Origin of the sequence: Burkholderia stagnalis (genome assembly GCF_902830275.1) — a bacterium.
GTDB lineage: Bacteria > Pseudomonadota > Gammaproteobacteria > Burkholderiales > Burkholderiaceae > Burkholderia > Burkholderia stagnalis.
Genome location: NZ_CADESW010000010.1, coordinates 67,973 through 92,878, shown reverse-complemented (window position 1 = coordinate 92,878; position 24,906 = coordinate 67,973). Strand labels below are relative to the sequence as shown.

The 24,906-nt window shown below is 68.6% G+C and carries 24 protein-coding genes; 14 read left to right on the top strand and 10 right to left on the bottom strand.

Annotated elements, in window-relative coordinates:
• Nucleotides 1-60 precede the first annotated feature (60 nt).
• On the top strand, nucleotides 61-966 hold the full coding sequence (locus tag HWY45_RS18735; protein WP_059801428.1) for a LysR family transcriptional regulator: 906 nt from the start codon (nucleotides 61-63) through the stop codon (nucleotides 964-966).
• Between the two features lie 23 nt (nucleotides 967-989).
• Here HWY45_RS18735 and HWY45_RS18730 read toward each other — a convergent pair whose 3' ends face one another.
• Nucleotides 990-1,355: a hypothetical protein gene (locus HWY45_RS18730; protein WP_059881783.1), complete on the bottom strand. Its 366-nt coding sequence runs from the start codon at nucleotides 1,353-1,355 to the stop codon at nucleotides 990-992.
• A 352-nt stretch (nucleotides 1,356-1,707) separates the two neighbouring features.
• Here HWY45_RS18730 and HWY45_RS18725 point away from each other — a divergent pair, with 352 nt between their 5' ends.
• The 3 genes from HWY45_RS18725 to HWY45_RS18715 all read left to right on the top strand — a co-directional run bounded on the left by HWY45_RS18725 (nucleotide 1,708) and on the right by HWY45_RS18715 (nucleotide 5,170).
• Nucleotides 1,708-3,144, top strand: a complete 1,437-nt coding sequence (locus HWY45_RS18725) for an aldehyde dehydrogenase family protein (RefSeq protein WP_059881785.1) — start codon at nucleotides 1,708-1,710, stop codon at nucleotides 3,142-3,144.
• A gap of 125 nt (nucleotides 3,145-3,269) precedes the next feature.
• On the top strand, nucleotides 3,270-4,460 hold the full coding sequence (locus HWY45_RS18720; protein WP_059881787.1) for an NAD(P)H-dependent flavin oxidoreductase: 1,191 nt from the start codon (nucleotides 3,270-3,272) through the stop codon (nucleotides 4,458-4,460).
• 65 nt (nucleotides 4,461-4,525) lie between these two features.
• Nucleotides 4,526-5,170 carry an OmpW/AlkL family protein gene (locus HWY45_RS18715; protein WP_124483256.1) on the top strand — a complete coding sequence of 215 codons (645 nt, stop codon included), beginning with the start codon at nucleotides 4,526-4,528 and terminating at the stop codon, nucleotides 5,168-5,170.
• A 56-nt stretch (nucleotides 5,171-5,226) separates the two neighbouring features.
• On the opposite strand, the gene HWY45_RS18710 is transcribed toward HWY45_RS18715, so the two are convergent.
• From HWY45_RS18710 to HWY45_RS18700, 3 genes are all read right to left on the bottom strand, one after another.
• Nucleotides 5,227-7,743 (bottom strand): fimbria/pilus outer membrane usher protein, encoded by a 2,517-nt coding sequence (locus HWY45_RS18710; RefSeq protein WP_059881789.1) that lies wholly within the window; start codon nucleotides 7,741-7,743, stop codon nucleotides 5,227-5,229.
• Entirely contained in the window at nucleotides 7,724-8,464 is a 741-nt protein-coding gene (locus tag HWY45_RS18705) for a fimbria/pilus chaperone family protein (protein ID WP_059881791.1), read from the bottom strand. Before HWY45_RS18705 ends, HWY45_RS18710 begins: the two co-directional genes overlap by 20 nt.
• Nucleotides 8,465-8,579: 115 nt before the next feature.
• A complete protein-coding gene (locus tag HWY45_RS18700) occupies nucleotides 8,580-9,245 on the bottom strand; it encodes a DUF1120 domain-containing protein (protein ID WP_230942381.1) in 666 nt (221 codons plus the stop codon).
• Between the two features lie 81 nt (nucleotides 9,246-9,326).
• On the opposite strand from HWY45_RS18700, the gene HWY45_RS18695 reads away from it, so the two are divergent.
• Complete coding sequence (locus tag HWY45_RS18695) at nucleotides 9,327-9,515, top strand: hypothetical protein (RefSeq protein ID WP_124483251.1); 189 nt, start codon at nucleotides 9,327-9,329, stop codon at nucleotides 9,513-9,515.
• Between the two features lie 368 nt (nucleotides 9,516-9,883).
• On the opposite strand, the gene HWY45_RS18690 is transcribed toward HWY45_RS18695, so the two are convergent.
• Nucleotides 9,884-10,087 (bottom strand): DUF1289 domain-containing protein, encoded by a 204-nt coding sequence (locus HWY45_RS18690; protein WP_059561951.1) that lies wholly within the window; start codon nucleotides 10,085-10,087, stop codon nucleotides 9,884-9,886.
• 507 nt (nucleotides 10,088-10,594) lie between these two features.
• On the opposite strand from HWY45_RS18690, the gene HWY45_RS18685 reads away from it, so the two are divergent.
• From HWY45_RS18685 to HWY45_RS18670, 4 genes are all read left to right on the top strand, one after another.
• Nucleotides 10,595-11,689, top strand: coding sequence for a polyamine ABC transporter substrate-binding protein (locus HWY45_RS18685; RefSeq protein ID WP_059881873.1), 1,095 nt, complete (start codon nucleotides 10,595-10,597; stop codon nucleotides 11,687-11,689).
• Nucleotides 11,690-11,777: 88 nt separating this feature from the next.
• Entirely contained in the window at nucleotides 11,778-12,938 is a 1,161-nt protein-coding gene (locus tag HWY45_RS18680; protein ID WP_059801434.1) for an ABC transporter ATP-binding protein, read from the top strand.
• Entirely contained in the window at nucleotides 12,935-13,864 is a 930-nt protein-coding gene (locus HWY45_RS18675) for an ABC transporter permease subunit (protein WP_059561946.1), read from the top strand. Before HWY45_RS18680 ends, HWY45_RS18675 begins: the two co-directional genes overlap by 4 nt.
• Complete coding sequence (locus HWY45_RS18670; protein WP_059561943.1) at nucleotides 13,861-14,679, top strand: ABC transporter permease subunit; 819 nt, start codon at nucleotides 13,861-13,863, stop codon at nucleotides 14,677-14,679. The genes HWY45_RS18675 and HWY45_RS18670 overlap by 4 nt, the downstream gene beginning before the upstream one ends.
• Before the next feature lie 297 nt (nucleotides 14,680-14,976).
• On the opposite strand, the gene HWY45_RS18665 is transcribed toward HWY45_RS18670, so the two are convergent.
• The 3 genes from HWY45_RS18665 to HWY45_RS18655 are packed head-to-tail and all read right to left on the bottom strand — an operon-like array spanning nucleotide 14,977 to nucleotide 18,390.
• Nucleotides 14,977-15,783 (bottom strand): sulfite exporter TauE/SafE family protein, encoded by an 807-nt coding sequence (locus HWY45_RS18665; protein WP_059561939.1) that lies wholly within the window; start codon nucleotides 15,781-15,783, stop codon nucleotides 14,977-14,979.
• A 22-nt stretch (nucleotides 15,784-15,805) separates the two neighbouring features.
• Nucleotides 15,806-17,482 (bottom strand): bifunctional protein tyrosine phosphatase family protein/NAD(P)/FAD-dependent oxidoreductase, encoded by a 1,677-nt coding sequence (locus tag HWY45_RS18660; protein WP_059881795.1) that lies wholly within the window; start codon nucleotides 17,480-17,482, stop codon nucleotides 15,806-15,808.
• 41 nt (nucleotides 17,483-17,523) lie between these two features.
• Nucleotides 17,524-18,390, bottom strand: a complete 867-nt coding sequence (locus HWY45_RS18655) for an MBL fold metallo-hydrolase (RefSeq protein WP_375782250.1) — start codon at nucleotides 18,388-18,390, stop codon at nucleotides 17,524-17,526.
• A gap of 249 nt (nucleotides 18,391-18,639) precedes the next feature.
• Here HWY45_RS18655 and HWY45_RS18650 point away from each other — a divergent pair, with 249 nt between their 5' ends.
• The 5 genes from HWY45_RS18650 to HWY45_RS18630 all read left to right on the top strand — a co-directional run bounded on the left by HWY45_RS18650 (nucleotide 18,640) and on the right by HWY45_RS18630 (nucleotide 22,182).
• On the top strand, nucleotides 18,640-20,010 hold the full coding sequence (locus HWY45_RS18650; RefSeq protein ID WP_059881797.1) for a sigma-54 interaction domain-containing protein: 1,371 nt from the start codon (nucleotides 18,640-18,642) through the stop codon (nucleotides 20,008-20,010).
• A gap of 112 nt (nucleotides 20,011-20,122) precedes the next feature.
• Nucleotides 20,123-20,686, top strand: coding sequence for a DUF2975 domain-containing protein (locus HWY45_RS18645; RefSeq protein ID WP_059881801.1), 564 nt, complete (start codon nucleotides 20,123-20,125; stop codon nucleotides 20,684-20,686).
• 10 nt (nucleotides 20,687-20,696) lie between these two features.
• Nucleotides 20,697-20,927 carry a helix-turn-helix domain-containing protein gene (locus tag HWY45_RS18640; RefSeq protein WP_059561927.1) on the top strand — a complete coding sequence of 77 codons (231 nt, stop codon included), beginning with the start codon at nucleotides 20,697-20,699 and terminating at the stop codon, nucleotides 20,925-20,927.
• Nucleotides 20,924-21,568: a hypothetical protein gene (locus HWY45_RS18635; protein ID WP_059881803.1), complete on the top strand. Its 645-nt coding sequence runs from the start codon at nucleotides 20,924-20,926 to the stop codon at nucleotides 21,566-21,568. The genes HWY45_RS18640 and HWY45_RS18635 overlap by 4 nt, the downstream gene beginning before the upstream one ends.
• Nucleotides 21,569-21,654: 86 nt before the next feature.
• The gene (locus tag HWY45_RS18630) at nucleotides 21,655-22,182 is read left to right on the top strand and encodes a DUF4124 domain-containing protein (protein ID WP_059881805.1); all 528 of its coding nucleotides are present in this window, start codon (nucleotides 21,655-21,657) and stop codon (nucleotides 22,180-22,182) included.
• A gap of 40 nt (nucleotides 22,183-22,222) precedes the next feature.
• On the opposite strand, the gene HWY45_RS18625 is transcribed toward HWY45_RS18630, so the two are convergent.
• Both HWY45_RS18625 and HWY45_RS18620 read right to left on the bottom strand, forming a co-directional pair.
• The gene (locus HWY45_RS18625) at nucleotides 22,223-23,251 is read right to left on the bottom strand and encodes a MerR family transcriptional regulator (protein WP_059881807.1); all 1,029 of its coding nucleotides are present in this window, start codon (nucleotides 23,249-23,251) and stop codon (nucleotides 22,223-22,225) included.
• Nucleotides 23,252-23,375: 124 nt separating this feature from the next.
• Nucleotides 23,376-24,905 carry an efflux transporter outer membrane subunit gene (locus HWY45_RS18620; RefSeq protein WP_059881809.1) on the bottom strand — a complete coding sequence of 510 codons (1,530 nt, stop codon included), beginning with the start codon at nucleotides 24,903-24,905 and terminating at the stop codon, nucleotides 23,376-23,378.
• Nucleotide 24,906: the final 1 nt, after the last annotated feature.

Sequence of the window (24,906 nt, the reverse complement as noted above, 5' to 3'; positions counted from 1 at the left end):
TAGGAAGCCGATTTGCTATCGTAAAATCACAAATAGCAAACTCTGGTATGCGAAAAACAGATGGCATTCGATCTCACGCTCCGGCAGTTGCGGTACTTCGTGGCCGCTGCTCAAACCGGGCAATTCTCGATGGCGGCTGCCAACGAGCATGTATCGCAGTCGGCGATCACGAACGCGGTGTTGGCGCTGGAAAACGGGCTCGGCATGCGGTTGTTCGAGCGTTTGCCGCAAGGCGTCGCGCTGACGCCGGACGGCCAGGATTTCTACAACCACGCGCGGCGCGTGCTGGATGCCGCGCGCGATGCCGTGCACAAGCCGCCGTTCCGCTCGCACGACCTGCGCGGCACGGTGCGGATCGCGGCGTCGTACACGGTGCTCGGCTATTTCCTGCCGGAGCTGCTCGCGCGCTTTCGGACGACCTATCCGTACATCGAGTTCGACCTGCGCGACATGGAACGGGCGGACATCGAGGCGGCGGTGCTCGACGGCGAGATCGACATGGGGGTCGTGCTGCTGTCGAACGTGGCGCGGCCGGCCCGGTTCGACAGCCAGGTGCTGATCCGGTCGCGGCGGCAGTTGTGGGTCGCGCCGTCGCATCCGCTCGCGCAGCTGCGCGCGCCGTCGCTCGCGGATATCGCCGGCTATCCGTACATCCTGATCACCGTCGACGAAGGCGAGCAGTCGACGCTACGGTACTGGCGCGAGGTGGGCGTCACGCCGAACATCGCGTTTCGCACGTCGTCGATGGAGGCGCTGCGCGGGCTCGTCGCGCACGGCTTCGGCGTGACGATCCTGTCAGACATGGTGTTTCGCCCGTGGTCGCTCGAAGGCAAGCGCATCGAGGCGCGGCCGGTGCACGACGCGATCCCGCAAATGGACGCGGGCATGATCTGGCGGAAGAAGGGCACGCTAGCCGGGCCGGCGCTGGCGCTGCAGCAGTTCCTGATCCACGCGTGCGGCACCTGACGCGCGGCGGCCCGTGGCGTCAGTCAATCGGCGAGCCGCTGGTCCGCGAGCGCCTTGCAGCAGTCTTCGTACACCCATTGCACGAGCCGCGCCTGATAGTTCAGGTCGTCGGTGTCGACGATCTCCTCGACCGCGTCGCGCGCCCAGGCCGCGTCGACGAAGCCGGCATGGCGCTTCGCGATGTCCTGCGCGAGCGCGGACAGCTTCGCGATCGACAGCCAGTCGGCCGCGCGGTGGTGGCGATCGAGCCAGCGATGCGCGGCCTGCACCTGGAACGCGGCGTCCGGCCAGGTCTCGTTCAGGTAGTACGCGCCGAGATTGCCGCAGGTGAGCCAGCAGAGCAGCTCCAGGCGGTCGTGGGAGCCGAGGGTGGGGCAGGCGTCGGTCATGGCAGCGCTCGCGAAATGCATCGATTCCGGATGGCGGCCGGGCGCAAGGACCCGGTGCCGATAGTAAAAACATAGCACGATGCAGGCCCGGTCGCGCACCCGGGCCGATGCGGGGATGAAAGGAGCGGCAGGCCGCACCGGGGCTTTCGGCGTGTCGTGCGCGTCGTGGCGCTCAAGACGTTCCTTTTTGTATGATCAATGCGGTGCCCGAGGCTGGTTTGCTTTCGAATGGCTGTCAATCGCCGCGCCGGCGAAGCTTGCGCGGCGCGTCACTTCGCGTGCGGCCCGGCGCCATGCCGGGCGGGCACGACACTCGCTAGAATGTTCGCTTCCATGGAGACGGAACACGACGATGAAAACCTACGACAAGTTCTATATCGACGGCGCCTGGCGCGAGCCGACGGGCGACGGCATGATCGACGTGATCGACTCGGGCACCGAGGCCGTGATCGGCCGGATTCCGGAGGGCCAGCCGGCCGATGCGCAAGCGGCCGTGCGCGCCGCGCGCGCCGCGTTCGACGGCTGGGCGGCCACCCCGCCCGCGACGCGCGCCGCCTACCTGCGCAAGATTGCCGAGCGCCTGCAGGCACGCGGCGAGGAACTCGCTCAATCGATCACGGGCGAGGTCGGCATGCCGATCAAGCTGTCGCGCGCGATTCAGGTGGGCGGCCCGATCTACAACTGGAACGCGTACGCGAAGCTCGCCGCGTCGTTCGAATTCGAGGCGCGGGTCGACAACTCGCTCGTCGTGCGCGAACCGGTCGGCGTCGTCGCGGCGATCACGCCGTGGAACTACCCGCTCAACCAGGTCACGCTGAAAGTCGCGCCGGCGCTGGCCGCCGGCTGCACGGTAGTCCTCAAGCCGTCGGAGATCGCGCCGCTCAACGCGTTCATGCTCGCCGAGGCGATTCATGAAGCGGGGCTGCCGGCCGGCGTGTTCAACCTCGTGTGCGGCTACGGGCCGGTGGTCGGGGAAGTGCTCGCGACCGATCCCGACATCGACATGGTGTCGTTCACCGGCTCGACCCGCGCCGGCAAGCGCGTGGCCGAGCTGGCCGCCGCGAGCGTCAAGCGCGTCGCGCTCGAGCTGGGCGGCAAGTCGGCGTCGGTGATCCTCGACGATGCCGATTTCACGGCGGCGGTGAAGGGCACGGTCAACGCGTGCTACCTGAACGCCGGCCAGACCTGTTCCGCGCACACCCGGATGCTCGTGCCGGAAGCCCGCTACGACGAAGCGCGCGCGCTCGCGAAGACCGCGGCCGAAGCGTACGTCGCGGGCGACCCGCGGCAGGATGCGACGCGTCTCGGCGCGCTCGCGTCGGCGGCGCAGCAGCAGCGCGTGCAGTCGTACATCCAGCGCGGCATCGACGAAGGCGCGGAGCTCGTGACGGGCGGCGTCGGCCTGCCGGACGGCATCGACAAGGGCTTCTTCGTGAAGCCGACCGTGTTCGGGCGCGTCGACCCGAAATCGACGATCGCGCAGGAGGAGATCTTCGGGCCGGTGCTGTCGATCATCACCTATCGCGACGAGGACGAAGCGGTGCGCATCGCGAACGACTCGCCGTACGGCCTCGGCGGCGCGGTGTGGGCCGGCAGCGACGAGCACGCGATGCGCGTCGCGCGGCGCATTCGCACCGGGCAGGTCGACATCAACGGCGGCACGTGGAACATGGCCGCGCCGTTCGGCGGCTTCAAGCAGTCGGGCCACGGCCGCGAGAACGGCGTGTACGGGCTCGAGGAATACCTCGAATACAAGTCGATGCAGCTCAAGCCGCAGAAGACGGCCTGAGCGGCGGCAACGCGCGCTACACGAAACGGCACGCCTTGCGCGTGCCGTTTTTCTTGATGCCGCGCAAGGCGCGCGCCGGCCAATCGTCGATCATCGCAGCTTCCGATGGTTCGACGAGGTCCCCGATGTCTGCCCGCACTTCCTTCCCGCCGCTCGTGATTCGCGGCCGTTCATTGCTGCCGGTCGTGCAGGGCGGCATGGGCGTCGGGGTCTCTGCGCACCGGCTGGCCGGCAGCGTCGCGCGCGAAGGCGCGCTCGGCACGATCGCGAGCATCGACCTGCGCCATCACCATGCGGACCTGCTCGAACGCTGCCGTGCGCAGCCGGTGCGCGCCACGCTCGAGGCCGCGAATCTCGACGCGCTCGCGCGCGAGATCCGTCTTGCGAAGACCTACAGCGACGGGCGCGGAATGATCGCCGTCAACGTGATGAAGGCGGTCAGCGCGCACGCGGACTACGTGCGTGTCGCATGCGAGCACGGCGCGGACGCGATCGTGATGGGCGCGGGCCTGCCGCTCGACCTGCCGGACCTGACGCACGGCCATGACATCGCATTGATCCCGATCCTGTCGGACAGCCGCGGCATCGCGCTCGTGCTGAAGAAATGGATGAAGAAGGGCCGGCTGCCGGACGCGATCGTGATCGAGCATCCCGCGCATGCGGGCGGCCATCTCGGCGTCACGCAGCTCGACGACATGCACGACCCACGCTTCGACTTCGCGCGCGTGCTCGACGAGAGTGCGCAGGTGATCGCGTCGCTCGGCCTCGCGCGCGAGCGAATACCGCTGATCGTCGCGGGCGGCATCAACAGTCACGCGGCGGTGCGCGACGCGCTCGCCGCCGGCGCGAACGCCGTGCAGGTCGGCACGCCGTTCGCGGTCACCGAGGAGGGCGACGCGCATCCGAACTTCAAGCGCGTGCTCGCCGATGCGGGCCCCGACGACATCGTCGAGTTCGTCAGCGTGACGGGCCTGCCGGCGCGCGCGGTGAAGACGCCGTGGCTCGATCGTTACCTGCGCAACGAGACGCGCATCCGCAACAAGCTCGGCGCGCTGAAGCAGCGCTGTCCGACCGCGCTCGAATGCCTGAGCGTATGCGGCTTGCGCGACGGCATCGAGAAGTTCGGCCACTTCTGCATCGATACGCGCCTCGCCGCCGCGTTGCGCGGCGACGTCGCGAACGGCCTGTTCTTCCGCGGCCGCGAGGCGCTGCCGTTCGGCCGCGCGATCCGCAGCGTGCGGGATTTGCTCGACCTGCTGCTCACGGGCCGTGCGACCGACGCTGCGACAAACCGCCCCACGTTTACGCTGGCTTGACGAATATCAAGATGAGGGAAAGACCCTGCCGACAGAATGGAGGCCGTTCCTAGGGGGTTCGTAAGATGATGCACAAGACGATTCGAAACTGTATGACTGCCGCGGCATGTGCCGCGAGCCTCGCCGCGATGCCGACACTGTCGCACGCCGCTTCGCAGGGCGATGGCATTTACCAGGGCGACTTTCTGGCCCGGCTGCGCGCGATCAGCATCCAGCCGAACGAGCGCGGCAGCGACACGCTGGGCGCGATCAACGTCGGCGTGAAGAACGCGATCGTGCCCGAGCTCGATTTCACGTACATGATTCGCGACTATCTCGGCGTCGAGCTGATCCTCGGCACGTCGCGGCACCAGGCGACGTCGAGCCTCGGCGACCTCGGCGGCGTGAACGTGCTGCCGCCGACGCTGCTGCTGCAGTACCACTTCAACCATGCCGGCAAGGTGCGTCCGTACGTGGGCGCGGGCCTGAACTACACGTACTTCTACAACAACGGGCTCAACGTCGGCGGGCAGGGCGTGTCGATCGAGAAGAGCAGCTTCGGGCCCGCGCTGCAGTTCGGCGTCGACGTGCAGGTGACGAAGAAGGTGTTCGTCAACGTCGACGTGAAGAAGATCTGGATGAGTACCGATGCGACGCTCGGCGACAAGTCGATCGGCACGCTGCACATCGATCCGCTGATCGTCGGCGTGGGCGTCGGGATGAAGTTCTGAACGCGTAAAAGAACAGAGTTGGGGTTGGCGGCACGGCGGTATGCGTGCCGCTTTTTTTATGTGCTGCCCGTGGCGGGATCGGGCGATGACGCGCAGCGCGCGTCGGCCCGTTCGTAGTAGCGCGTCGCGACGGGCGGCACGTCCGGCAGCGCGAACGTCAGGCGGCAGCGCTTCCCGTTCGGTAATGCGATTCGCAGCGGCTTGGTCAGTTGGGCGCCCGTGAGCAGCAGCTTGCCTTCGCCGCCGCTGACGGTCACGAACCGGTCGCCGTCGTCGATGACGGTCGACAGCGTCGGCAGCAACGCGCCGTTCGCTTGCGTCACGGTCAGCAGCACGCGTCGCGTTTGCTCGACGGCAAATTCGACGCGGCTGACCGAGCCGCGTCCGGCTTCGACGGTCTGCAGCCCATTCTTCAGGTCGAGGTTGCGCGGCAGGCTTTTCGTGTTGACCCGAATGAACGTCTGCGCGTATGCGGGCAGCGATGCGATGACGGCTCGGCCGCGCCGATCGGTCCAGACCGGGCCGGACGGCGTCGCGAGTTCGATGCCGGCGCGATCGCCGACGCTGGCGAGCGCAAACGTGTCGCGAATCTCGTACGGCGACAGCATGCCGACGCCATCGAGCAGGGCGACCGCGCCGCGCAGATTGACACCGATTGTCGAACGGCCGGCGCCGTAGAGGCTGGCGTTCACGGTCGCACGCGTATGGCCTGGCGTGGCGCTGACAGTCGCGCGTATCGACGGCGAACGGTTCGCGGTGTCGTAGTCGGCCGCGACGCTGTAGCTGCCGGTGCGGCCGAACGTGTCGGAATAGCGGGCGCCGGAGCGCAGCGAGTCGCCCGTGACGTTCGCGTATGCGCCGACGCTGCGCTGGCCGATCGGCACGGCCACGCTGACGTAGACCTGGGTGCCGCCCGCGCCGCGGGTGCCGAGCGTACGGCTTACGTTCAGCGAAAGCGATCCGCGCCCGAACGGACGGGTCCACATGCCGGCGATGCGTTGCATGTCGGGGCCGTCGAATACCCCGACACACGTGTAGTCGAGCGACAGCATGCCGAGCGCGCGATCGTGCCAGCCGAGCGCGGCGGCGAATTGCGTGTGCGAGGGCGGCGTGAATGCGTCCGTCGAGAGGACGGCATCGGTCAACTCCCGGTATCCGGACGTGCGCCGTGCATACGACGCGCTGGCGCTCAGCGCCGTGTCGCGGTTGCTCGCCACGGTGACACGGGCCTGGGTGCCGCGTCGACCGGCGGTACGGCTGATGTCGATGCCGACGGCCGCATCGACGCCGGCAAGCGGGACGAATTCGACGCTCGCAGCGCCCGACTGCAACGGCGACGACACCAGGATGCCGGCGTTCAGCCGGGCGCGTTGCCGGATCTGCCAGCCGTGGGTGGCGGTCGCGAGCCACGGGGCCTGCGCGTATCCGTCGTTCTGCAGGCGGCCGACCGCGATCGCCAGCCCTTGCGCGGCGGCGAGCCCGGCGCCGGACAGGGACGATCCCGGCACGACGAAATGCTGCGCGTCGCCCGTGGCCTCGACGATCGTCACGTCAATATCCGCAGTGCCGCTGACGAGCGGCAGATCGCCCAGCGCAAAAGGGCCGGGCGGCAACTGCGACGTGTGAATCAGCACGCCGAGCTGGCGCACCTCGACGCGCGCCTGCGTGCGCGCGATCCCGGTCACCCGCGCAGCCGTCCCGGGCGCGACGGCAAGCGCTTCGTCGGGAAACGCCTGCAGGCCGAACATCCGGCCGGTCGCGAACAGCGTCGAGCGCGGGACGATCTGCCCCGCCTGCAACGTCGTGCCGAGCGACGCGAACGTGCGCTGCGCGTAGGCCGCCTGATGGTTGACGTCGACGTGCCCGTCCACGGCCGTGACGATCTGGCTGCTGCGGACGATCCAGTCCGACGCGTTGAACCCGGCTTCGGTCGTGGCCTGCCAGTATTGCGATGTGCCGGCGGGGGTGCGCGTCGTCGTCGCGAGCAGGTCGTAGTTGACGAGCCCGGCGAAGCCGCCGCGCTCGAACGCGCCGGGCGTGCGCCGGGTCGCAGCGAGCGCGTCGGCTGGCACGACGAGGTCGATGGCGCCGTCGGCCGGGCGCAGCGTGACGATCGTCTGCGGATAGAAGCGCCGGTAGTCGTGGCATGGGGCCGCGTCGGGACGCGCGGCCGGCGCGACCGCAGCGCGGAACGCATCGGGGACGACGAGGCCGGCCGCATGCAGCAGGGCGGGCGTGGCACACAGGTTTCCGTTGTCGTCGAACCGCGCATCGGCGCGACCGGCGCGCCTGCCGTTGACCGTCAGCCTGACGGGCGCGGTGCCGGGCGCGAAGCGTGGCGCGTGCTCGAAGTAGCGGGCGGCCGCGGCGTCGATGCCTTGCTCACGCAGCGCGCCCGTGTCGAATTCGAGCGCATCGGGCGGGGCGCCGCCGGCGCCGGAGGTGGCGGCGCATGGTGTGCTGCCTGCGGCGATGGACAGCCCGAACGCGAGCAGTACGTCCCGGTTACGGGCGGCACCCGCCGTTGCAGGTCCGGAAACGGCCGCACGGCGCTTACCGGCGCGTGACCGCACCGGCCGTGCCGAGGTCGAGCGGCGCGTCGTAGTGATCGACCGAGTAGCCATAGACCGTGGCGGGAAACAGGCGGACGCGCTCGGGCATGGCGGCAGCGCCGCTGGACAACGCGATCCGGCGCGCCTGTCCGGCCAGCACGTAAGGCGCCGGCAGCGACACGATCTGCTGCGTCGGCAGCAACTGCACTTTCTGTTCGAGGCGCACCACGTAGCGGCTGTCGTTGCGCACGACCAGTTCGCCGCCGTCGATCGACCACTTCAGCAGCGCCCACGGCGCATCGTTGCGCTCGAGGTCGCGCGGCTGGACCAGGACGGGCAGGTTCTGGCGAAGGATCGTCCGGATCTCGTTCCGGCCCTGGCGCTTCGGTGGAATGCCGGAGAACGTCACGCGGGCGAGGCGCTGCGTTGCGAGCGGTTCGTTTCCGGCGAGTACGAACCGGACGAGTTGCGCAGCGCCGCCTTCGACCCGCGCGACCGGGGGCGTCGCGATGACGAGCTCGGCCGGGTCTTCGGGAATGGGCTCGATCGTCGTATGAAGGAGCGTCGGCTGGTCGTCGGTGTTTCTGACCGAGATCGTTCCTTCGCCATCGGCCTCGTCGACGATCACCACGGACGTATCGGGCACGACGCCCATTGCATGTACGGCGTTCGCGCCGATCAGGCCACCGAGGAGAGGGACGAACAACGACAACCGCAGGGAATGGATCGCAGGGAATTTCATGGAATCGGCTACCTGTTGGCGCAAGCGTGCGTTGTGCCGCCGCTTCGCCGAAGCGGCGGCACAGTCGACGCCTGTCAGGCGATAAAGACAATCGACGGAAAGGGGCGTACCGGAATTACAGGTACACGAGCGAGACGGTCGCGAGGCCGTCGAGATTGATTTCCTGGCTCACGTCGAGATTCGACGTCTTGTCGATGGCGGCCTGCACGTCGAGCGTGCCGGTGAAAACCTTCGCCGCGACCGGCACCAACTTGCCTTTCGCTGCCCAGGACTCGTAGCCTCCGGTCCTTTCGGCGATTCCGTCGGACGTGATCCAGGTGGCGCCGCTGGTTTTCGAATAAATCGAATCGACAGCCACGCCATCTGCCTGGAACGAGTTTTTTCTGAACCGAAATGCAAAGGCGCCGATATTCTTGCCGCCGGCCGTGCCGAGACCGAATTGCGTGATGGTTGAGTTGGGCATGCCGAAGAAATTGATATTGCCGGAGAATGCGCCAGTGCCGGCACGATTGTCCTGCGCCGTCAGTGCGACGCGGGCGGCGGCGTCGCAGGTGATCGTGATCGAATCCGAATGGATCGTGAGCAGCGTGGGCTCGGTGGGGCTGAGTTCAGCCGTGCCGATGAGTCCGTAATCGAACGTGCCGCCGCCGGCGAGCGTCGGCGTGCAGGCGCCGGGCTTGATCTTGCCGGTGACCTTGACTTCGAACGACTCGGCGAACGCGGATGCGCTGCACATCGCGAGCAGGCCCGCAGTCACGAGGCCGGACATCTTGTTCGTCATCTTAATGAATTTCATTTGAAGGGGTTCCAGGTAATAAGCCGGAATTCCGAATTTGATTCGGGGGATCCGGATTTTTGACTAATGGAGAGAAATTCACCCGCCGATATTTCCGGTGAGCGAGGTGGAATTTATCAATTGGATTCTGAAATTGAAATCGGACATGTACAAATTTTCACGATTGTTTTTATGGAATCTGAAATTTCTATTCGTGAAAATAATCGGGTTTGTCTCGGAGTAACTGGTGTTTTGATCGTTACGAATGTCAAATGAAATACTTTTCAGCTTCAATAAAGATGAAGCGGTATCGATTCGATCTCGGCGGATGATTTCGAAGATCGGGCATGACGCGGCCTTGACACGTCAGTCGGCAATCGCCGGTCGGGATTGCCGGCGCACGGCGTCATGCCGGCCATGGCGCTTGCCGGCGGCGGGAAGGATGAAGGGAAACGAATGTCGCGGTGTTTGTCGCGTTGGGGCGCGGGGGGCGACGCAGGCAGGGAACCAGGCGGGGCGCGCGGCCAACGCCGCGGCTGCGCGCGATACGCAGCGTTCGTTCGGCCGACGAGCGGCTCGCACGCGCGCAGGCGGGAGCCCGGCCGTGTGCATCGCGTCGGCATGCGCCGGCGCGAGAGGAATAATTACAGCTTGTCGTACTGGAAGCGCATCGCCGTGCCTTCGCGCGTGATGCGTTCCCACACCGCGTGTTTTTCGTCGTCGCTCAGGAACACCCAGTTCGAGACTTCGGCGGCTGTGCGGCCGCAGCCCTTGCAGACGTCGTCGAAGAGGGTCGAACACACGCCGATGCAGGGGCTGTCGGGCAGGTCGTGGAGATTGGAGGCCATCGGAGGGGGCGCAGTGGAATCGTCGGGTCGTCATTTTAGTGCATCGGAGCCGGGTGGCCTGGCGGGTGCGGCCGGCATGCTGTCCCGGTACGTCGTCGTGACAGTACGGCCAAGCGGCCGATGATGGCCGCGGCCAACAGCGGGCCGGCCCTGGCGGCTGGGGCCGGGCGCGCGAGGCGCGTCGCGATTTCACCGGTGAAACGGCAGCATGCGCCGCGCTGCCGGGCAAGCCGCTCGTCCGGCGCTCGACGGCGGTTTCGCCACCGCCTGTTTTTCCAGGTGGACAGCCGCCGATTACCCGATAGAATTTCCCCCGGAATGCTCCGCCGCACGGGCGGCCGGATCGGCCGGCGGCGGGAATCTGTTCCGTTTGCGCGACACCGGCATGATTTTTTTGTGACGGAGCGCGAATGATGGTAGTTTTCGGGGTTTTCGAGGGGCGGAGCGCCAGAATGCGCCGCCATGACGAGGCAGCCGGGCGAACGGTCCGGCCGGAGGGAGAACGGGATGAAAGCAAAGGTAGTGGGCCGGTTCGCGGCGCTCGCGCTGTGCGTGGGCGCATCGGCGGCGGCGGCGAAGGATACGCAGCTCAATGTCTACAACTGGTCGGACTACATTGCGAAGGACACGATCCCGAACTTCGAGAAGCAGAGCGGCGTCAAGGTCCGCTATGACAACTACGACAGCGACGACACGCTGCAGGCGAAGCTCCTGACGGGCAGCTCGGGCTACGACATCGTCGTGCCGACCAGCAACTACGCGGGCAAGCAGATCGCCGCCGGCATCTTCGCGCCGCTCGACAAGTCGAAGCTGCCGAACCTCAAGTATCTCGATCCGCAACTGATGGCGCTCGTCGCCGGCGCCGATCCGGGCAACAAATATGCGGTGCCCTGGGCGTACGGCACGACCGGCCTTGCGTACAACGTGAACAAGGCCCAGCAGATCCTCGGCAAGGTGCCGCTCGACAACTGGGACATCCTGTTCAAGCCGGAGAACATCTCGAAGCTGAAGGCGTGCGGCGTGTCGGTGCTCGACGCGCCGGACCAGATGTTCGCGGCGACGCTGCACTACATCGGCAAGGACCCGATGAGCACGAACCCGGCCGACTACAAGGCCGCGATGGACGTGCTGAAGAAGATCCGTCCGTACATCACGCAGTTCAACTCGTCGGGCTACATCAACGACCTGGTCGGCGGCGACCTGTGCTTCGCGTTCGGCTGGTCGGGCGACGTCGTGATCGCGAAGCATCGCGCGATGGAAGCGAAGAAGCCGTACAAGGTCGAGTACTACATCCCGAAGGGCGGCGCACCGGTCTGGTTCGACGTGATGGCGATCCCGAAGGACGCGAAGAACAAGGACGCCGCGCTGCAGTGGATCAACTACATCGAGGATCCGAAGGTTCACGCGGCGATCACGAACGCGGTCTACTACCCGAGCGCGAACGCCGAGGCACGCAAGTACGTGCGGCCTGACGTCGCGAACGACCCGGCCGTCTACCCGCCGGCCGACGTCGTGAAGACGCTGTTCCTGCTCAAGCCGCTGCCGCCGGAGATCCAGCGCCTGCAGACGCGTCTGTGGACCGAGCTGAAGTCGGGACGCTGACGCGAGCCGGAGCATCGCATGCAGTCATGAAGCCCCTGGTACCCCCGGGGGCTTTGTTCGTCAAAACGCAGGAGAGAAGCAGCACATCATGAATAGCCAGTCGAGTGCGCCGGTTGCGGGCGCGCCGTCCTTCATTCCTTCGTCCGGCGCCGACACGCGCGCCGAGAATTTTGTCCAGATCATCGACGTCGTCAAGAAATTCGGCGAGACCGAAGCGGTGCGCAGCGTCAACCTGACGGTGCGCAAGGGCGAACTGTTCGCGCTGCTCGGCAGCTCGGGCTGCGGCAAGTCGACGCTGTTGCGGATGCTCGCGGGCCTCGAGACGGTCACGTCGGGCAAGATCCTGATCGACGGCGAGGATCTCGCGCAGATGCCGCCGTACAAGCGGCCCGTGAACATGATGTTCCAGTCGTATGCGCTGTTCCCGCACATGTCGGTCGAATCGAACGTCGCGTTCGGCCTCAAGCAGGAAGGCGTGCCGAAGGCCGAGCTGAAGGAGCGCGTGCATGCGGCGCTCGAGCTCGTGCAGATGGGCAAGTACGCGAAGCGCAAGCCGCACCAGCTGTCGGGCGGCCAGCAGCAGCGCGTCGCGCTCGCGCGCTCGCTCGTCAAGCGCCCGAAGCTGCTGCTGCTCGACGAGCCGATGTCCGCGCTCGACAAGCAGATCCGCCAGCGCACGCAGATCGAGCTCGTCAACATCCTGAACAAGGTCGGCGTCACCTGCATCATGGTCACGCACGACCAGGAAGAGGCGATGACGATGGCGAACCGGCTCGCGGTGATGAGCGAAGGGCAGATCGTGCAGATCGGCTCGCCGAACGAGGTCTACGAGTATCCGAACACCCGCTTCTCGGCCGAGTTCATCGGCTCGACCAACCTGTTCGACGGCGTCACCGTCGAGGACGAGCCCGATCACGTGTTCATCGAGTCGCCGGACCTGTCGAGCCGGCTGTACGTGAACCACGGCATCACCGGGCCGCTCGGCATGCCGGTCACGGTGTCGGTGCGCCCCGAGCGCATCGCGCTCACGCGCAAGCCGCCCGAGGGCGCGTTCAACTGGGCGCACGGCCGGATCACCAACGTCGCGTACATGGGCGGCTATTCGCTGTACCACGTGAAGCTCGACGCGGGCAAGACGGTGATCGCGAACGTGTCGAGCCTCGCGATCTCCGAGCTGGAGACGCCCGCGCTCGGCGACGAGATCTACGTGCGCTGGAGCGCGTCGGCGGGGGTGGTGCTGACGTCATGACCGCGTTCAAGTCCCTGCTCAACTGGCCGGTGCGGCGCTTCAACCTGACCGGCCGCACCGCGGTCGTCGCCGGGCCGTTCACGTGGCTCGTGCTGTTCTTCCTCGTGCCGTTCGTGCTGGTCGTCAAGATCAGCTTCGCCGAGCTGCAGCTCGGCATCCCGCCGTATTCGGAACTCGCGACCTATGCGGACGGCGTCGTGCACGTCGCGCTGAACCTGTCGCACTACGCGTTCCTGCTGACCGACAGCCTGTACTTCGCGACCTACGTGAACTCGGTGCTGGTCGCGGCCGTCACGACGGTGCTGTGCCTGCTGATCGGCTATCCGATGGCGTACTACATCGCGCGCTCGAACCCGGCGACCCGCAACATCCTGATGATGGGCGTGATGCTGCCGTTCTGGACGTCGTTCCTGATCCGCGTGTACGCGTGGATCGGCATCCTGAAGAACAACGGCCTGCTGAACGACTTCCTGATGTGGATCGGCCTGATCCATACGCCGATCGAGCTGTACCGCACGAACTACGCGGTCTACATCGGGATGGTCTATTCGTACCTGCCGTTCCTCGTGATGCCGCTGTACGCGCACCTCGTGAAGATGGACCTGCGCCTGCTCGAAGCCGCGTACGACCTCGGCGCGAAGCCGTGGAAGGCGTTCGTGCAGATCACGCTGCCGCTGTCGAAGAACGGCATCATCGCGGGCTGCCTGCTGGTGTTCATCCCGGCGGTGGGCGAGTACGTGATTCCGGAACTGCTCGGCGGCGCGAACACGCTGATGATCGGCCGCGTGATGTGGAATGAATTCTTCAACAACGCCGACTGGCCGATGGCGTCCGCCGTGACCTGCGCGATGGTGCTGCTGCTGCTCGTGCCGATGGCGATGTTCCAGCACTTCCAGGCGAAGGAGCAGGAGGGCCGCCGTTCATGAAGCCGAATCGTTACCTGCAGTTCGCGGCGCTCGCCGCCGGCTTCGCGTTCCTGTACATCCCGATCCTGAGCCTGATCGTCTACTCGTTCAACGAGTCGAAGCTCGTGACGGTGTGGTCGGGCTTCTCGTTCCGCTGGTACTCGGCGCTCGTCGACGACGACGAGCTGCTGACCGCCGCATGGCTGTCGCTGAAGATCGGCCTGATGACCGCCACCGCGTCGGTCGCGATCGGCACGTGGGCCGGTTTCGTGCTCGCGCGGATGGGGCGTTTTCGCGGTTTCGCGCTGTTCAGCGGGATGATCAACGCGCCGCTCGTGATTCCCGAGGTGATCCAGGGCATCTCGCTGCTGCTGCTGTTCATCGAGCTCGGCAAGTGGATCGGCTGGCCGGCCGAGCGCGGCATCTTCACGATCTGGCTCGGCCACGTGATGCTGTGCATCTCGTACGTCGCGATCATCGTGCAGTCGCGCGTGCGCGAGCTGGACCCGTCGCTCGAGGAGGCCGCGCTCGACCTCGGCGCGACGCCGCTCAAGGTGTTCTTCGCGGTCACGCTGCCGTTGATCTCGCAGGCGCTGATCGCGGGCTGGCTGCTGTCGTTCACGCTGTCGATCGACGACCTGGTGCTGTCGGCGTTCCTGTCGGGCCCCGGCTCGACGACGCTGCCGCTCGTGGTGTTCTCGCGCGTGCGGCTCGGCCTGAATCCGGAGATGAACGCGCTCGCGACGCTGCTCATCTTCGCGGTGACGGCCGGCGTCGTGATCGCGAACGTCGTGATGCTGCGGCAGGAGCGGCGCAGGATGGCGGCGCTGGCCTGACGCGCGGCTGCGCTGAATACGACCGTGAGAACGGGCGGCCTCTCCGACGGGGCCGCCCGTTTTGTTTTTGTTTTTGACAGTGACGTGCCGGCGCGCAATTTCTTTTGGTGTGGGTCCGGCGGCAGCACGGCGGCGTATTTTTGCCGCCTATGTACCAGGGAAGCGGGGACGGGGCTGGCGGACAGGCGGCCTGGATTGCCGGCTGCGGCGGCGCAAGACTACGTCGGCGCAGTGGCGCGAAGGGATTGATCGACGATGTGCCCGGCGCCGATAGCGGGTCGCCGGGCGTCATGCCGTTCACACCCCGAACACCGCCTTCACCATCAACCCGATCGCGACACACACGAGCGCGCCCGCGAACCCGATCTGCACATGCCGCGCAGACAGCCGCCGCGACACGCCACGCCCGGCCGCCATCCCCAGCGCGGTGGTCGCGGTAAACCACAGCGTCACGTCGAGCGGCGCATGCGTGCCCGCCATGAGCGTCGCGAACACGCCGCCCGTGCCGACCAGCGCGATCACCATCAGCGACGTCGCGACGATCCCGTGCATCGACACGTCGGTGAACTTGCGCAGCATCGGCACGATCACGAAGCCGCCGCCGACGCCGAGCAGGCCCGTCATCAGGCCCGTCACCGCGCCGGTCGACGCGAGCGCGAGGCCGGCGGGCCACGACCAGACGAGCCGGCCGGTATCGGGATTCACACGGCCGACGCACAGCGGCGACGCCTGCGCGGCCCCGTGCGGCGTGCGCAGCGCCTGCCGCAGCAGGCGGCCGGCGACGACCAGCATCGTCGTCGCGAACAGCGCGAGCAGCACGCGCTGCGGCAGCATGTGGGCGAGCCGCACGCCGAGCGTGGTGAGCGGCACGCCGGCCGCGGCCATCAGCAGCGCCGCGCGGTAGCGCACGAGCCCCCGGCGAAAGCCTTCGAGCGCGCCGAGCGCGGCGCTGCCGGCCACCGCGACGAGCGCGACGGGCGTGGCCTGCTGCATCGGCCAGCCCATCCCGACGACGAGCGCCGGCACCGCGAGAATTCCGCCGCCTGCGCCGGTCAGCCCGAGCACCGCGCCGACGATGCCGCCGAGCACGAGAGAAATCAGCATGGTGTGCTCCGGTCGGGCGGGGTCAACGGGCGATCGGCGGCTTGGCGAGCCATTCGCGGCCCTTCAGCATCGCCTTCCAGTACAGCGGCGGCAGCAGCCGCTCCTTCAGCAGCCATGCAAGCCGCGACGGCCGCCGGCCGTCGATCAGCCAGGCGGGGAAGGTCGGCGCGACCTTGCCGCCGTACAGGAATTCGGCGAGCACGATCCGGCCGCGTTCGACGGTCAGCGGGCACGAGCCGTAGCCGTCGTAGGCGGCCTCTCCTTGAACCTTGCCGAGCGCCGCGAGCACGTTGTGCGCGACGACCGGCGCCTGCTTGCGCGCGGCGGCGGCGGTTTTCGCGTTGGTCGTGTTGGTGGCGTCGCCAAGCGCGAACACGTTCGCGAAGCGCTTGTGCCGCAGCGTCGCGGGGTCGACGTCGATCCAGCCGGCCGCGTCGGCGAGCGGGCTCGCGCGCACGAAGTCGGGCGCGCGCTGCGGCGGCACCACGTGGATCATGTCGAAGTCGCGCACGACGGTTTCCGCGTTGCCATCCGGCAGCGCGCGCCGGAACGTCGCGCGGCGCGCGGGGCCGTCGATCGCGACGAGGTTGTGGCCGAACTGCAGCGCGATGTCGTAGCGCTTCACGTATTCCATCAGCGCGGGCACGTAGTCGGCCACGCCGAACAGCGCGGCGCCCGCGTTCAGGAACTCGACGTTCGCGGCGTCGAGGCGGCCCGAGCGCCGCCAGTGGTCGCAGGCCAGATACATGGCCTTCTGCGGCGCGCCCGCGCACTTGATCGGCATCGGCGGCTGCGTGAACAGCGCGCGGCCGCCGCTGAAATCGCGCACGAGCTGCCACGTGTACGGCGCGAGATCGTAGCGGTAGTTCGACGTGACGCCGTTGCGGCCGAGCGTGTCGGCGAGCCCGTCGATCGCGTGCCAGTCGAGCTTGAGCCCCGGGCAGACGATCAGTTGCCGGTAGCGGATCCGGCGGCAGCCGTCGAGCACCACCGCATGCGCGTCCGGCTCGAAGCCGGCGACCGCGGCCTGGATCCAGCGCACGCCGCGCGGCAGCACGGCGGACATCCGGCGCGCGGTGGTTTCCGGCCGGAACACGCCCGCGCCGACCATCGTCCAGCCCGGCTGATAGTAATGCACGTCGGCCGGGTCGATCACCGCGATGTCGAGCGAGCGGTCGCGCGCGAGCAGGCTCGACGCGACCGCGAGGCCGGCCGCGCCCGCGCCGACGATCACGATGTCGTGCTGCGCATCCACCGGCGGCGCCGCGCGTTCGCCGCGCGGGGCGAGGCGCGGCGCGAGCGCGGACAGGTCATAGCCGGCGGCGGCGGCCGTCGCGACGATGTCGCCCGGCGGCTGCAGGCCGGCCTGCGACAGCGCCCACAGCGTCGCCGAGCGCGTGCCGGTGCGGCAGTACGCGAGCACCGGCGCGTGGCGCGCATTCAGCGACGCGATGAGCGCGCCGAACCGCGCGGCCTGCTCGTCGGTGACCTTGCCGGAATCGACCGGCAGGTCGTGCACGTCGAGGCCGAGCGGCGCGGCGGCCGCGCGCAGCTCGGCGACGGTCGGCTGGTCCGGGCCTTCGCCGTCCGGGCGGTTGCAGACGATCGCGCGAAAGCCCGCGTCGCGCAGCGCGGGCAGGTCGGCGGCCGTGATCTGGGGCGAGACCGACAGCGTGTCGGTCAGCGTGCGGATGGTCATGTTCTGGAATTCTCCGGTCGGGGCGGGATGGCGGGGGAGGCTCAGATCGCGTCGAGCGGGATCTTCAGGTAGCGCACGCCGTTGTCTTCGGCCGCCGGCAGATGGCCGGCGCGCATGTTGACCTGCACCGACGGCAGCATCAGCACCGGCATGTCGAGCGTCGCGTCGCGCGCGGTGCGCATCGCGGCGAAGTCGTCCTCGGTCACGCCGTCGCGCACGTGCACGTTCGCGCGCCGCTGGTCGGCGACGGTGCTCACGTACTGCAGGTCGCGGCCGCCGGGCTGGTAGTCGTGGCACATGTAGAGGCGCGTGTCGGGCGGCAGGCTCAGCACGCGCGCGATCGACCGGTACAGCGCACGCGCGTCGCCGCCCGGGAAATCGCAGCGCGCGGTGCCGTAGTCGGGCATGAACAGCGTGTCGCCGACGAATGCGGCGCGCTGCGCGCCGTCGTCGACGCAATAGGTCAGGCAGGCCGGCGTGTGGCCGGGCGTGTGCAGCGCGCGGATCGACAGCGCGCCGAGCGGCAGCACGTCGCCGTCGTCGAGCAGCCGGTCGAACTGGCTGCCGTCGGCCGCGAAGCCGGGGCCCGCGTTGAACAGCTGGCCGAACACGTGCTGCACGCGGCGCACCTGCGCGCCGATCGCGATCTCGCCGCCGACGCGCGCTTTCAGGTACGGCGCCGCGGACAGGTGGTCGGCGTGCACGTGCGTTTCCAGCAGCCAGTGCACCGTCGCGCCGAGTTCGGCCACGCGCGCGATCAGCCGGTCGGCGCTGGCGGTGCGCGTGCGGCCCGATTTCGGGTCGTAGTCGAGCACGCTGTCGATCAGCGCGCACGCGCGGCTCGCGGGTTCGAGCAGCAGGTAACTGATGGTGCTGGTCGCCGGGTCGAAGAAGCCTTCGACCGACATGGCGGGGGCGTTGCTCACGGGGATGTCCTCGATCAGGTTCGGCAATCGGCCTTCATGTGTACAAAATCCGTGCCAGCCGGCTCCGTCGCGCCGGCGCACACGCCAGTGGCTTGATTCGTCTCGTGTTTTTGCCCGCGGATGTGCGCCGGGCGGGGCCGCGCCGGGACGTGCGGCGCAGTGGCACTGCCAGTTTCGGCAGCGGGATGGCAGAATTGGCAGTCTCCGTGGCAGCCATCCCGAATTCGCCCCATGCACCCGCACGACATCATCCCGATCGTTCCCGCGCCGACGCGCGGCGCCGCGCCCGACGTGGACGCGCTCGTCTCCTATCTCGAGCAGGATCCGCAGCCGATGATCGTCGTCGATCCGGAGTACCGGATCCTCGCGGCCAACGGCGCGTACCGGCGCCAGTTCGGCGTGGCGGGCGTCGAGCACGTGGGCCGGCATTGCTACCGCGTGTCGCATCACTACGACGTGCCGTGCGACCAGGCCGGCGAGCATTGCCCGATGAAGCAGGCGCTCGAGTCGCGCGGCGTCAATCGCGTGCTGCACATCCATCACACGCCGCGCGGCCCCGAGCACGTCGACGTCGAGCTACGCCCGATCTTCGATGCGGCGGGTGGCGTTATCGCGTACGTCGAGCGGCTGACGACGGTCCGCAGCGCGTCCGCGCAGCCGAGCGCGGACGGGCTCGTCGGCGGCTCGGATGCGTTCAACACGGCGCTCGGCTCGCTGCAGCGGGTCGCGCCGTCGATGCTGCCGGTGCTGCTGCTCGGCGAATCGGGCACCGGCAAGGAACTGTTCGCGCGGGCGCTGCACGAGGCGAGCGCGCGGGCGCAGGGGCCGTTCGTCGTCGTCGATTGCTCGGGGATCGCCGAGACGCTGTTCGAAAGCGAGCTGTTCGGCTACGAGAAGGGGGCGTTCACGGGGGCGGCGGCGCGCAAGCCGGGCCTCGTCGAAACCGCGCAGGGCGGCACGCTGTTCCTCGACGAGATCGGCGACGTGCCGCTGCCGATGCAGGTGAAGCTGCTGCGGCTGATCGAGTCGGGCACGTTCCGGCGGGTCGGCGGCGTCGAGGCGCTGCGCGCGGATTTCCGGCTGGTCGCCGCGACGCACAAGCCGCTGCGCGCGATGGTCGACGACGGCCGGTTCCGCCAGGATCTCTACTACCGGATCAGCGCGTTTCCGATTCCGCTGCCCGCGCTGCGCGAGCGGCACGGCGATATCGCGCTGCTGGCCGCGTCGATCCTGCGGCGCATCGCGAACGCGCGCGCCGGGGCGCGCGACACGTCGTTCACGCTGACCGACGCGGCGCGCGCGTGCCTCGAAGCGTACGCATGGCCCGGCAACATCCGCGAGCTGCGCAACGTGCTGGAGCGCGCGTGCCTGTTCGCGGACGACGGTGCGATCCGCGTCGAGCACCTGCCCGACGAGGTCGCGCAGGCGGGCGACCCCGCGCGGCAGCCGGACGCGGCGCGCACGCTGTCCGACGACGAACTCGTGCGGATCGCGCGCACGTTCCACGGCACGCGCCGGGCGCTGGCCGAGCACGTCGGGCTCAGCGAGCGCACGCTGTACCGGCGGCTGCGCGCGCTCGGGGTCGCGACGCGGGACGCGTGAGCGCGCCGGCGAGGCGCGACAAAAATCAACATTCTGCGATCATTAATTATCGTTTTACGATAATTTTGTCGGTAGAATCGATGGCTGGATCTCCACCCGTCGAGGACATCACATGCATTCCGATCGCGTTGCCCGCCTCAGCCAGCGGATGGCTGCCGTCACCCTGGGGTTCATCGTTGGCATGCTGCTGCTCAACGCCGCGTGCTGGGCCTTTCCGTCGCTGACGTCGATCGACGCCGGCGCCGGCTTCGGGTTCGGCCTGACCGATTCGCTGATCGCCGGGCTCGGCGTGGACGTCGCCGCGATGCCGTGGTGGCAGAAGGTGGGCGGCATCGTGCTGTCGAGCGTGCCGCTCGCCGCGCTCGCAATCGGCCTGCATCATCTGCGCCTGCTGTTCCGCACCTATGCGCGCCGCGACTATTTCTCCGCGCAGGCGGCCGGCCATCTCGGCAGGATGGGGCGCGCGATCGGCCTGTGGGTCGTGCTGAGCGTGCTGTGCGAACCGCTGCTGAGCATGTGGGCGACGATGCGCGAACCGGCCGGGCGCCATGTCGTGTCGGTCAGCGTCGGCCTGCCTTACGTCGTCGCGCTGTTCACCGCGGGCTGCATCCTCGTGATCGCGCACATCCTGCGGCAGGCGAGCGAGCTCGACGCCGAGCATCGGCAATTCGTGTGAGGCGCGCGCAATGCCGATCGTCATCAAGCTCGACGTGATGCTCGCGACCCGCAAGGTCCGCTCGAAGGATCTGGCGGCGGCCGTCGGCATCACCGAACAGAACCTGTCGCTGCTCAAGCAAGGGAAGGTCAAGGGCATCCGCTTCGCGACGCTCGAGGCGATCTGCCGCTATCTCGATTGCCAGCCCGGCGACCTGCTCGCGTTCGACGACGACGGCAGCGATAGCGTCGATGCGGAATGACGGCGCGCGCGTGGCCCGGCGCGGGCGGCCGCCGGCCACGGCTGGGCGTCGGCGCGGTGGCGTGCGTCGTCGCGGTGGCCGTTCATGTGGCGGGCTGGCTTGCGCTCAAGTCGATGCCGACGACGGGCCGCGCGGTGCAACCGCAGGCAGCGGAGACGGCGAGGCGGGCGCTGATCGTCGAATGGATTGCGCAGCAGCCGGCGGCAGACGCACGCAGCGGCGCGCGCTTGCCGCGTCGTCATGAGCCAAACGTCGCCGCTGTGCGCAGGCCGGCGCCGTCGACAGGCGCGCAGAACCGATCGCCGAACCCGGAGGCCGTCACGAAGGCGGATGCGGCCGCGAATCGCGTCGAAGCCGTCAGGCCGAATGAGCCAGCCGCCGGCGTCGACTGGCGTCATGACCTCGATGCGATCGGCACACCACGGTCGGTCGGGCGCAGTCCTGCTGCCGCCGCGATCGGCGCGCTCGGCGCATCGTCGGGCGGAATCGCGCAGCGGCGCGACACGGTGGATGCAACATTGGCGCGTGGCGTGTCGGAAGCCCGTCGCGCAGATTGCCGGAACGCGTACGCGGGGATGGGCCTGCTGGCGATCCCCGCGCTTGCGCTCGACACGGTGCGCGACGCCGGCTGCAAGTGGTGACCGGCGCGGGTGACCGACGCCACCGGATGGCGACGGCACATGCATTTCAGGATAATGGCGCGCTCATTCCGAAGGCCACCAAAACGATGAAAAAACGATTTCCATGCGCCGGCCCCGCGATCGCGGCCCTGCTGTTCAGCTGCGCGGCCCATGCCGCCGACTACACGTGGACCGACGCGGCCGGCGCCCATGCGGTCACGTTCACGCGCACCGGGCAGGACGACGGCGTGAAGCTTCGGGTCGTCGGCACGCTGAACGGGCAGCCTGAATGGACCGTGCGCGACGACGTGACCGCATGCGGCGAGGACAAGATCCTCGACGTCGTGCCGGCGTCGGTCGAAATGCGCGACCTGCTCGGCAACGACCGCAAGCAGTTCCTGTTCGCGTACAAGATCGCCTGTACCGGTGACATCAGCCCGAACGGGGTCAAGTATTTCCTGATCGACCAGGGCAGGAAGTACGTGCTGCGCGGCGAGGAAGTGATCGTGATGGGCAAGAAGGTGACGGACGGCGGCAGCCCGCCCGTGCCGAGCGCGGACCTGAAGGCGAACCCGCTGTTTCTCGGCTACATGATGAAGCGCTGGCGCCGCCTCAGCGAGCGGCGCTATCCGTAACCGGGCGTGACGGGCGGCCCGCCGCCCGGTCACCTCCCGTTCAGCGTTGCGGCGCCAACTGCGCCATCGCTGCGCGCATGAAGCCGAGCAGCGAGTCGTCGACCCACGCGTCCTTCGTCAGCGCCGGCTCGGTCTGCATCGCGCGGCGGAATTTCGCGTGCGTCGCCGGGTCGTCGCCCGCGTAGCTGCGGAACAGGTCGAGCCAGCGCACCGCAAGCGCGCGGGCCTCGGGCGAATCGGGCCGCACGCCCGCTTCGAGCGCATCGCGCACGTCGGCCATCAGCTGCGGCCATTCCATTGCGCGTTCGCCGTAATGCGCGCGCATGAAGCGGATTTCGTCGGGCTCGAGGTAGCGCTCGAAAATGCGCATCTTCGTCTCCGCAACCGCTTGCAGCACGTAGTCGCGCAGCGCGGTCGAGATGCCGATCTGCGCCTGCATCGACGGCTCGCGTTCGTGCATCCGATTCAGTTTCGCCAGCAGGCGCGGGTCGTTGTTCGTGTCGCGCACGAGCAGGGCCATCCAGCGCGCGGCAAGCGTACGCGCCTGTTCGTCCTCGGGCGGCACGCCCGCGTCGTACAGCGCGCGCACGTCGCCGACGAGGGCGATCCATTCCGCGTCGCCCGTCTGGCTCTTGCGGTACATCGGCAGGCGCGCGAGTTCTTCCTCTGAGAAATAGTTGTCGTACACGGTCATCAACTCCAGTGTGGTGAGCCAATCGGCCAGTTCCGGCTCCGTGCCCGCGGCGAGCTGCGCGTGCAGGCCGACGAGCCGCTCGCGCAGCCGCGCGGCCTGCGCGATCTGGCGCTCGAGCAGCGTGATCTGCTTCGCGACGAGGTCGACGAGCGGGGCGCCGGGCTGGTTCAGGTAATCGCCGATTTCGGCGAGCGACAGTCCGAAGCGACGCAGGGCCTGGATCTGGTGGAGCCGGGCGATGTCGTCGCGGTCGTACAGCCGGTAGCCGTTGTCGGCGCGCGCCGACGGCGTGAGGAGACCGATCGCGTGATAGTGATGAAGCGTGCGGACGGTGAGCCCGCTGCGTTTCGCCAGTTCCCCCACTTTCAGTCGCATTTGTTCCTCCGTTCGGTGCGCACACGGGAGTCTCGAACGTTACGCTACGTGAGGGTCAAGCGGGAAGAGGAAAGCGGGCGCGCGCGGACGATCGGCCCGCGCGCGCCCGTGGGGTGCCCGCCGATTACTGTGCGGCGGGCGAGACGGCAGAATCCGCGCCGGCGGCGCGCGCCTGCGCGCCCGGTCGGGCCTCGCCGCCGGGCGGCGTGCCCATCGCCTGGTACAGCCGCGCGGTATCCGCGAGCCGCGCGCCGGTCGCGCGGATCTCGTCGAGCCGCGCATTGCGGTACTGCAGCTCGCTCGCCCGCGACGCGGACGGCGGCAGCGCGCCGAGCCGCACGCGCGCGGCGGTGTCGTCGTATGCGCCGCGCGCGGCGAGTGCCGCGCGGCCCGATGCGTCGAGCGCCTGCGCGTCGTGCTCGAGCGCCGCGAGCGAATCGGCGACGTTCTGGAACGCGCCGAGCACCGCCTGCTTGTACTGGTCGACGGCGGCCTCGTAGCTCGCCTTCGCCGCGCGGCGCTGCGCGAGCAGCGCGCCGCCGTGGAAGATCGGCTGGCTGAGCGACGCGCCGACGCTCCAGATCGCGCCCGCGCCGGACAGCATCGCCGGCCAGCTGAAGCCGCCTTTGCCCATCGACGCCGACAGCGACAACTGCGGGAACAGCTGCGCGGTCGCCACGCCCACTTCGGCCGCGGCGGCCTGCAGCGCCGCGTCGGCGGCGCGGATGTCGGGCCGGCTCTGCAGCAGGTCGGACGGCACCACGACGGGCACCTGCTCGGGCAGATGGAGATCGTCGAGCGTGAGGTCGGCGGGCGGCTGGTCGGGCGTGCGGCCGATCAGCACCGCGAGCGCATGGCGTGCCGAATCGCGCTGCTGGCGCAGCGCGGGCAGGCTCGCCGCGAAGGTCTCCGCGCTTTGCCGCGCGTTCAGCGCATCGCTGCGCGACGCGGCGCCGAGCGCATGGCGGCGCTCGGCGTCGTGCGCCTGCGCGTCGGCGAGCGCGACGAGCCGCTCGGTCGTGTCGATCTGCGCGTTGAGCACCGACGCCGTGATCGACGCGGTGACGATGTTCGCGGCGAGTGCGCGGCGCGCGGACTCGAGCTGGAACGCGCTGATGTCGACGCGTTTGGCGAGCGCGCGGTTCGCGAAGCGCGCGGCGCCGAACAGGTCGATCGTGTAGTTCGCCTGAATCTGCCCGACGAACGTGTTGTACAGCAGCGTCGGCTCGCCGAGCGCGGGGATCGGCACGCCGAGCGCGCGCTGGCGCGTCGCCTGGCCGCCCGCGTCGATCGACGGGAGCATCGAGCTGCCGATCTGCGCGCGCAGCTGTTCGCGCGCCGCGGCGAGGCTGTGCTCGGCCGCGCCGAGCGTCGGGCTGTTGCGCAGCCCTTCGTCGACCACCGCGTTCAGTGCGTCGGAGCGGAATTGCCGCCACCAGTCGGGCACCGGCTGCGCGCCGATTTCGAACTGCTGCGCGACGCCTTGCGCGGCGACGGTCTGCGCGGCCTGCGGCGCCGCGCCGTAGTGCGCGGGCGACGGCATCGCGGGCGGCTCGCCGCTCGGCGCGAACCACGCGCAGCCGGCCAGCGACGCGACGCCCGCGGCCGCGAGCGCGCGCGCGGTTTTCGTCATCAGGTTCATCGACAACTCCATG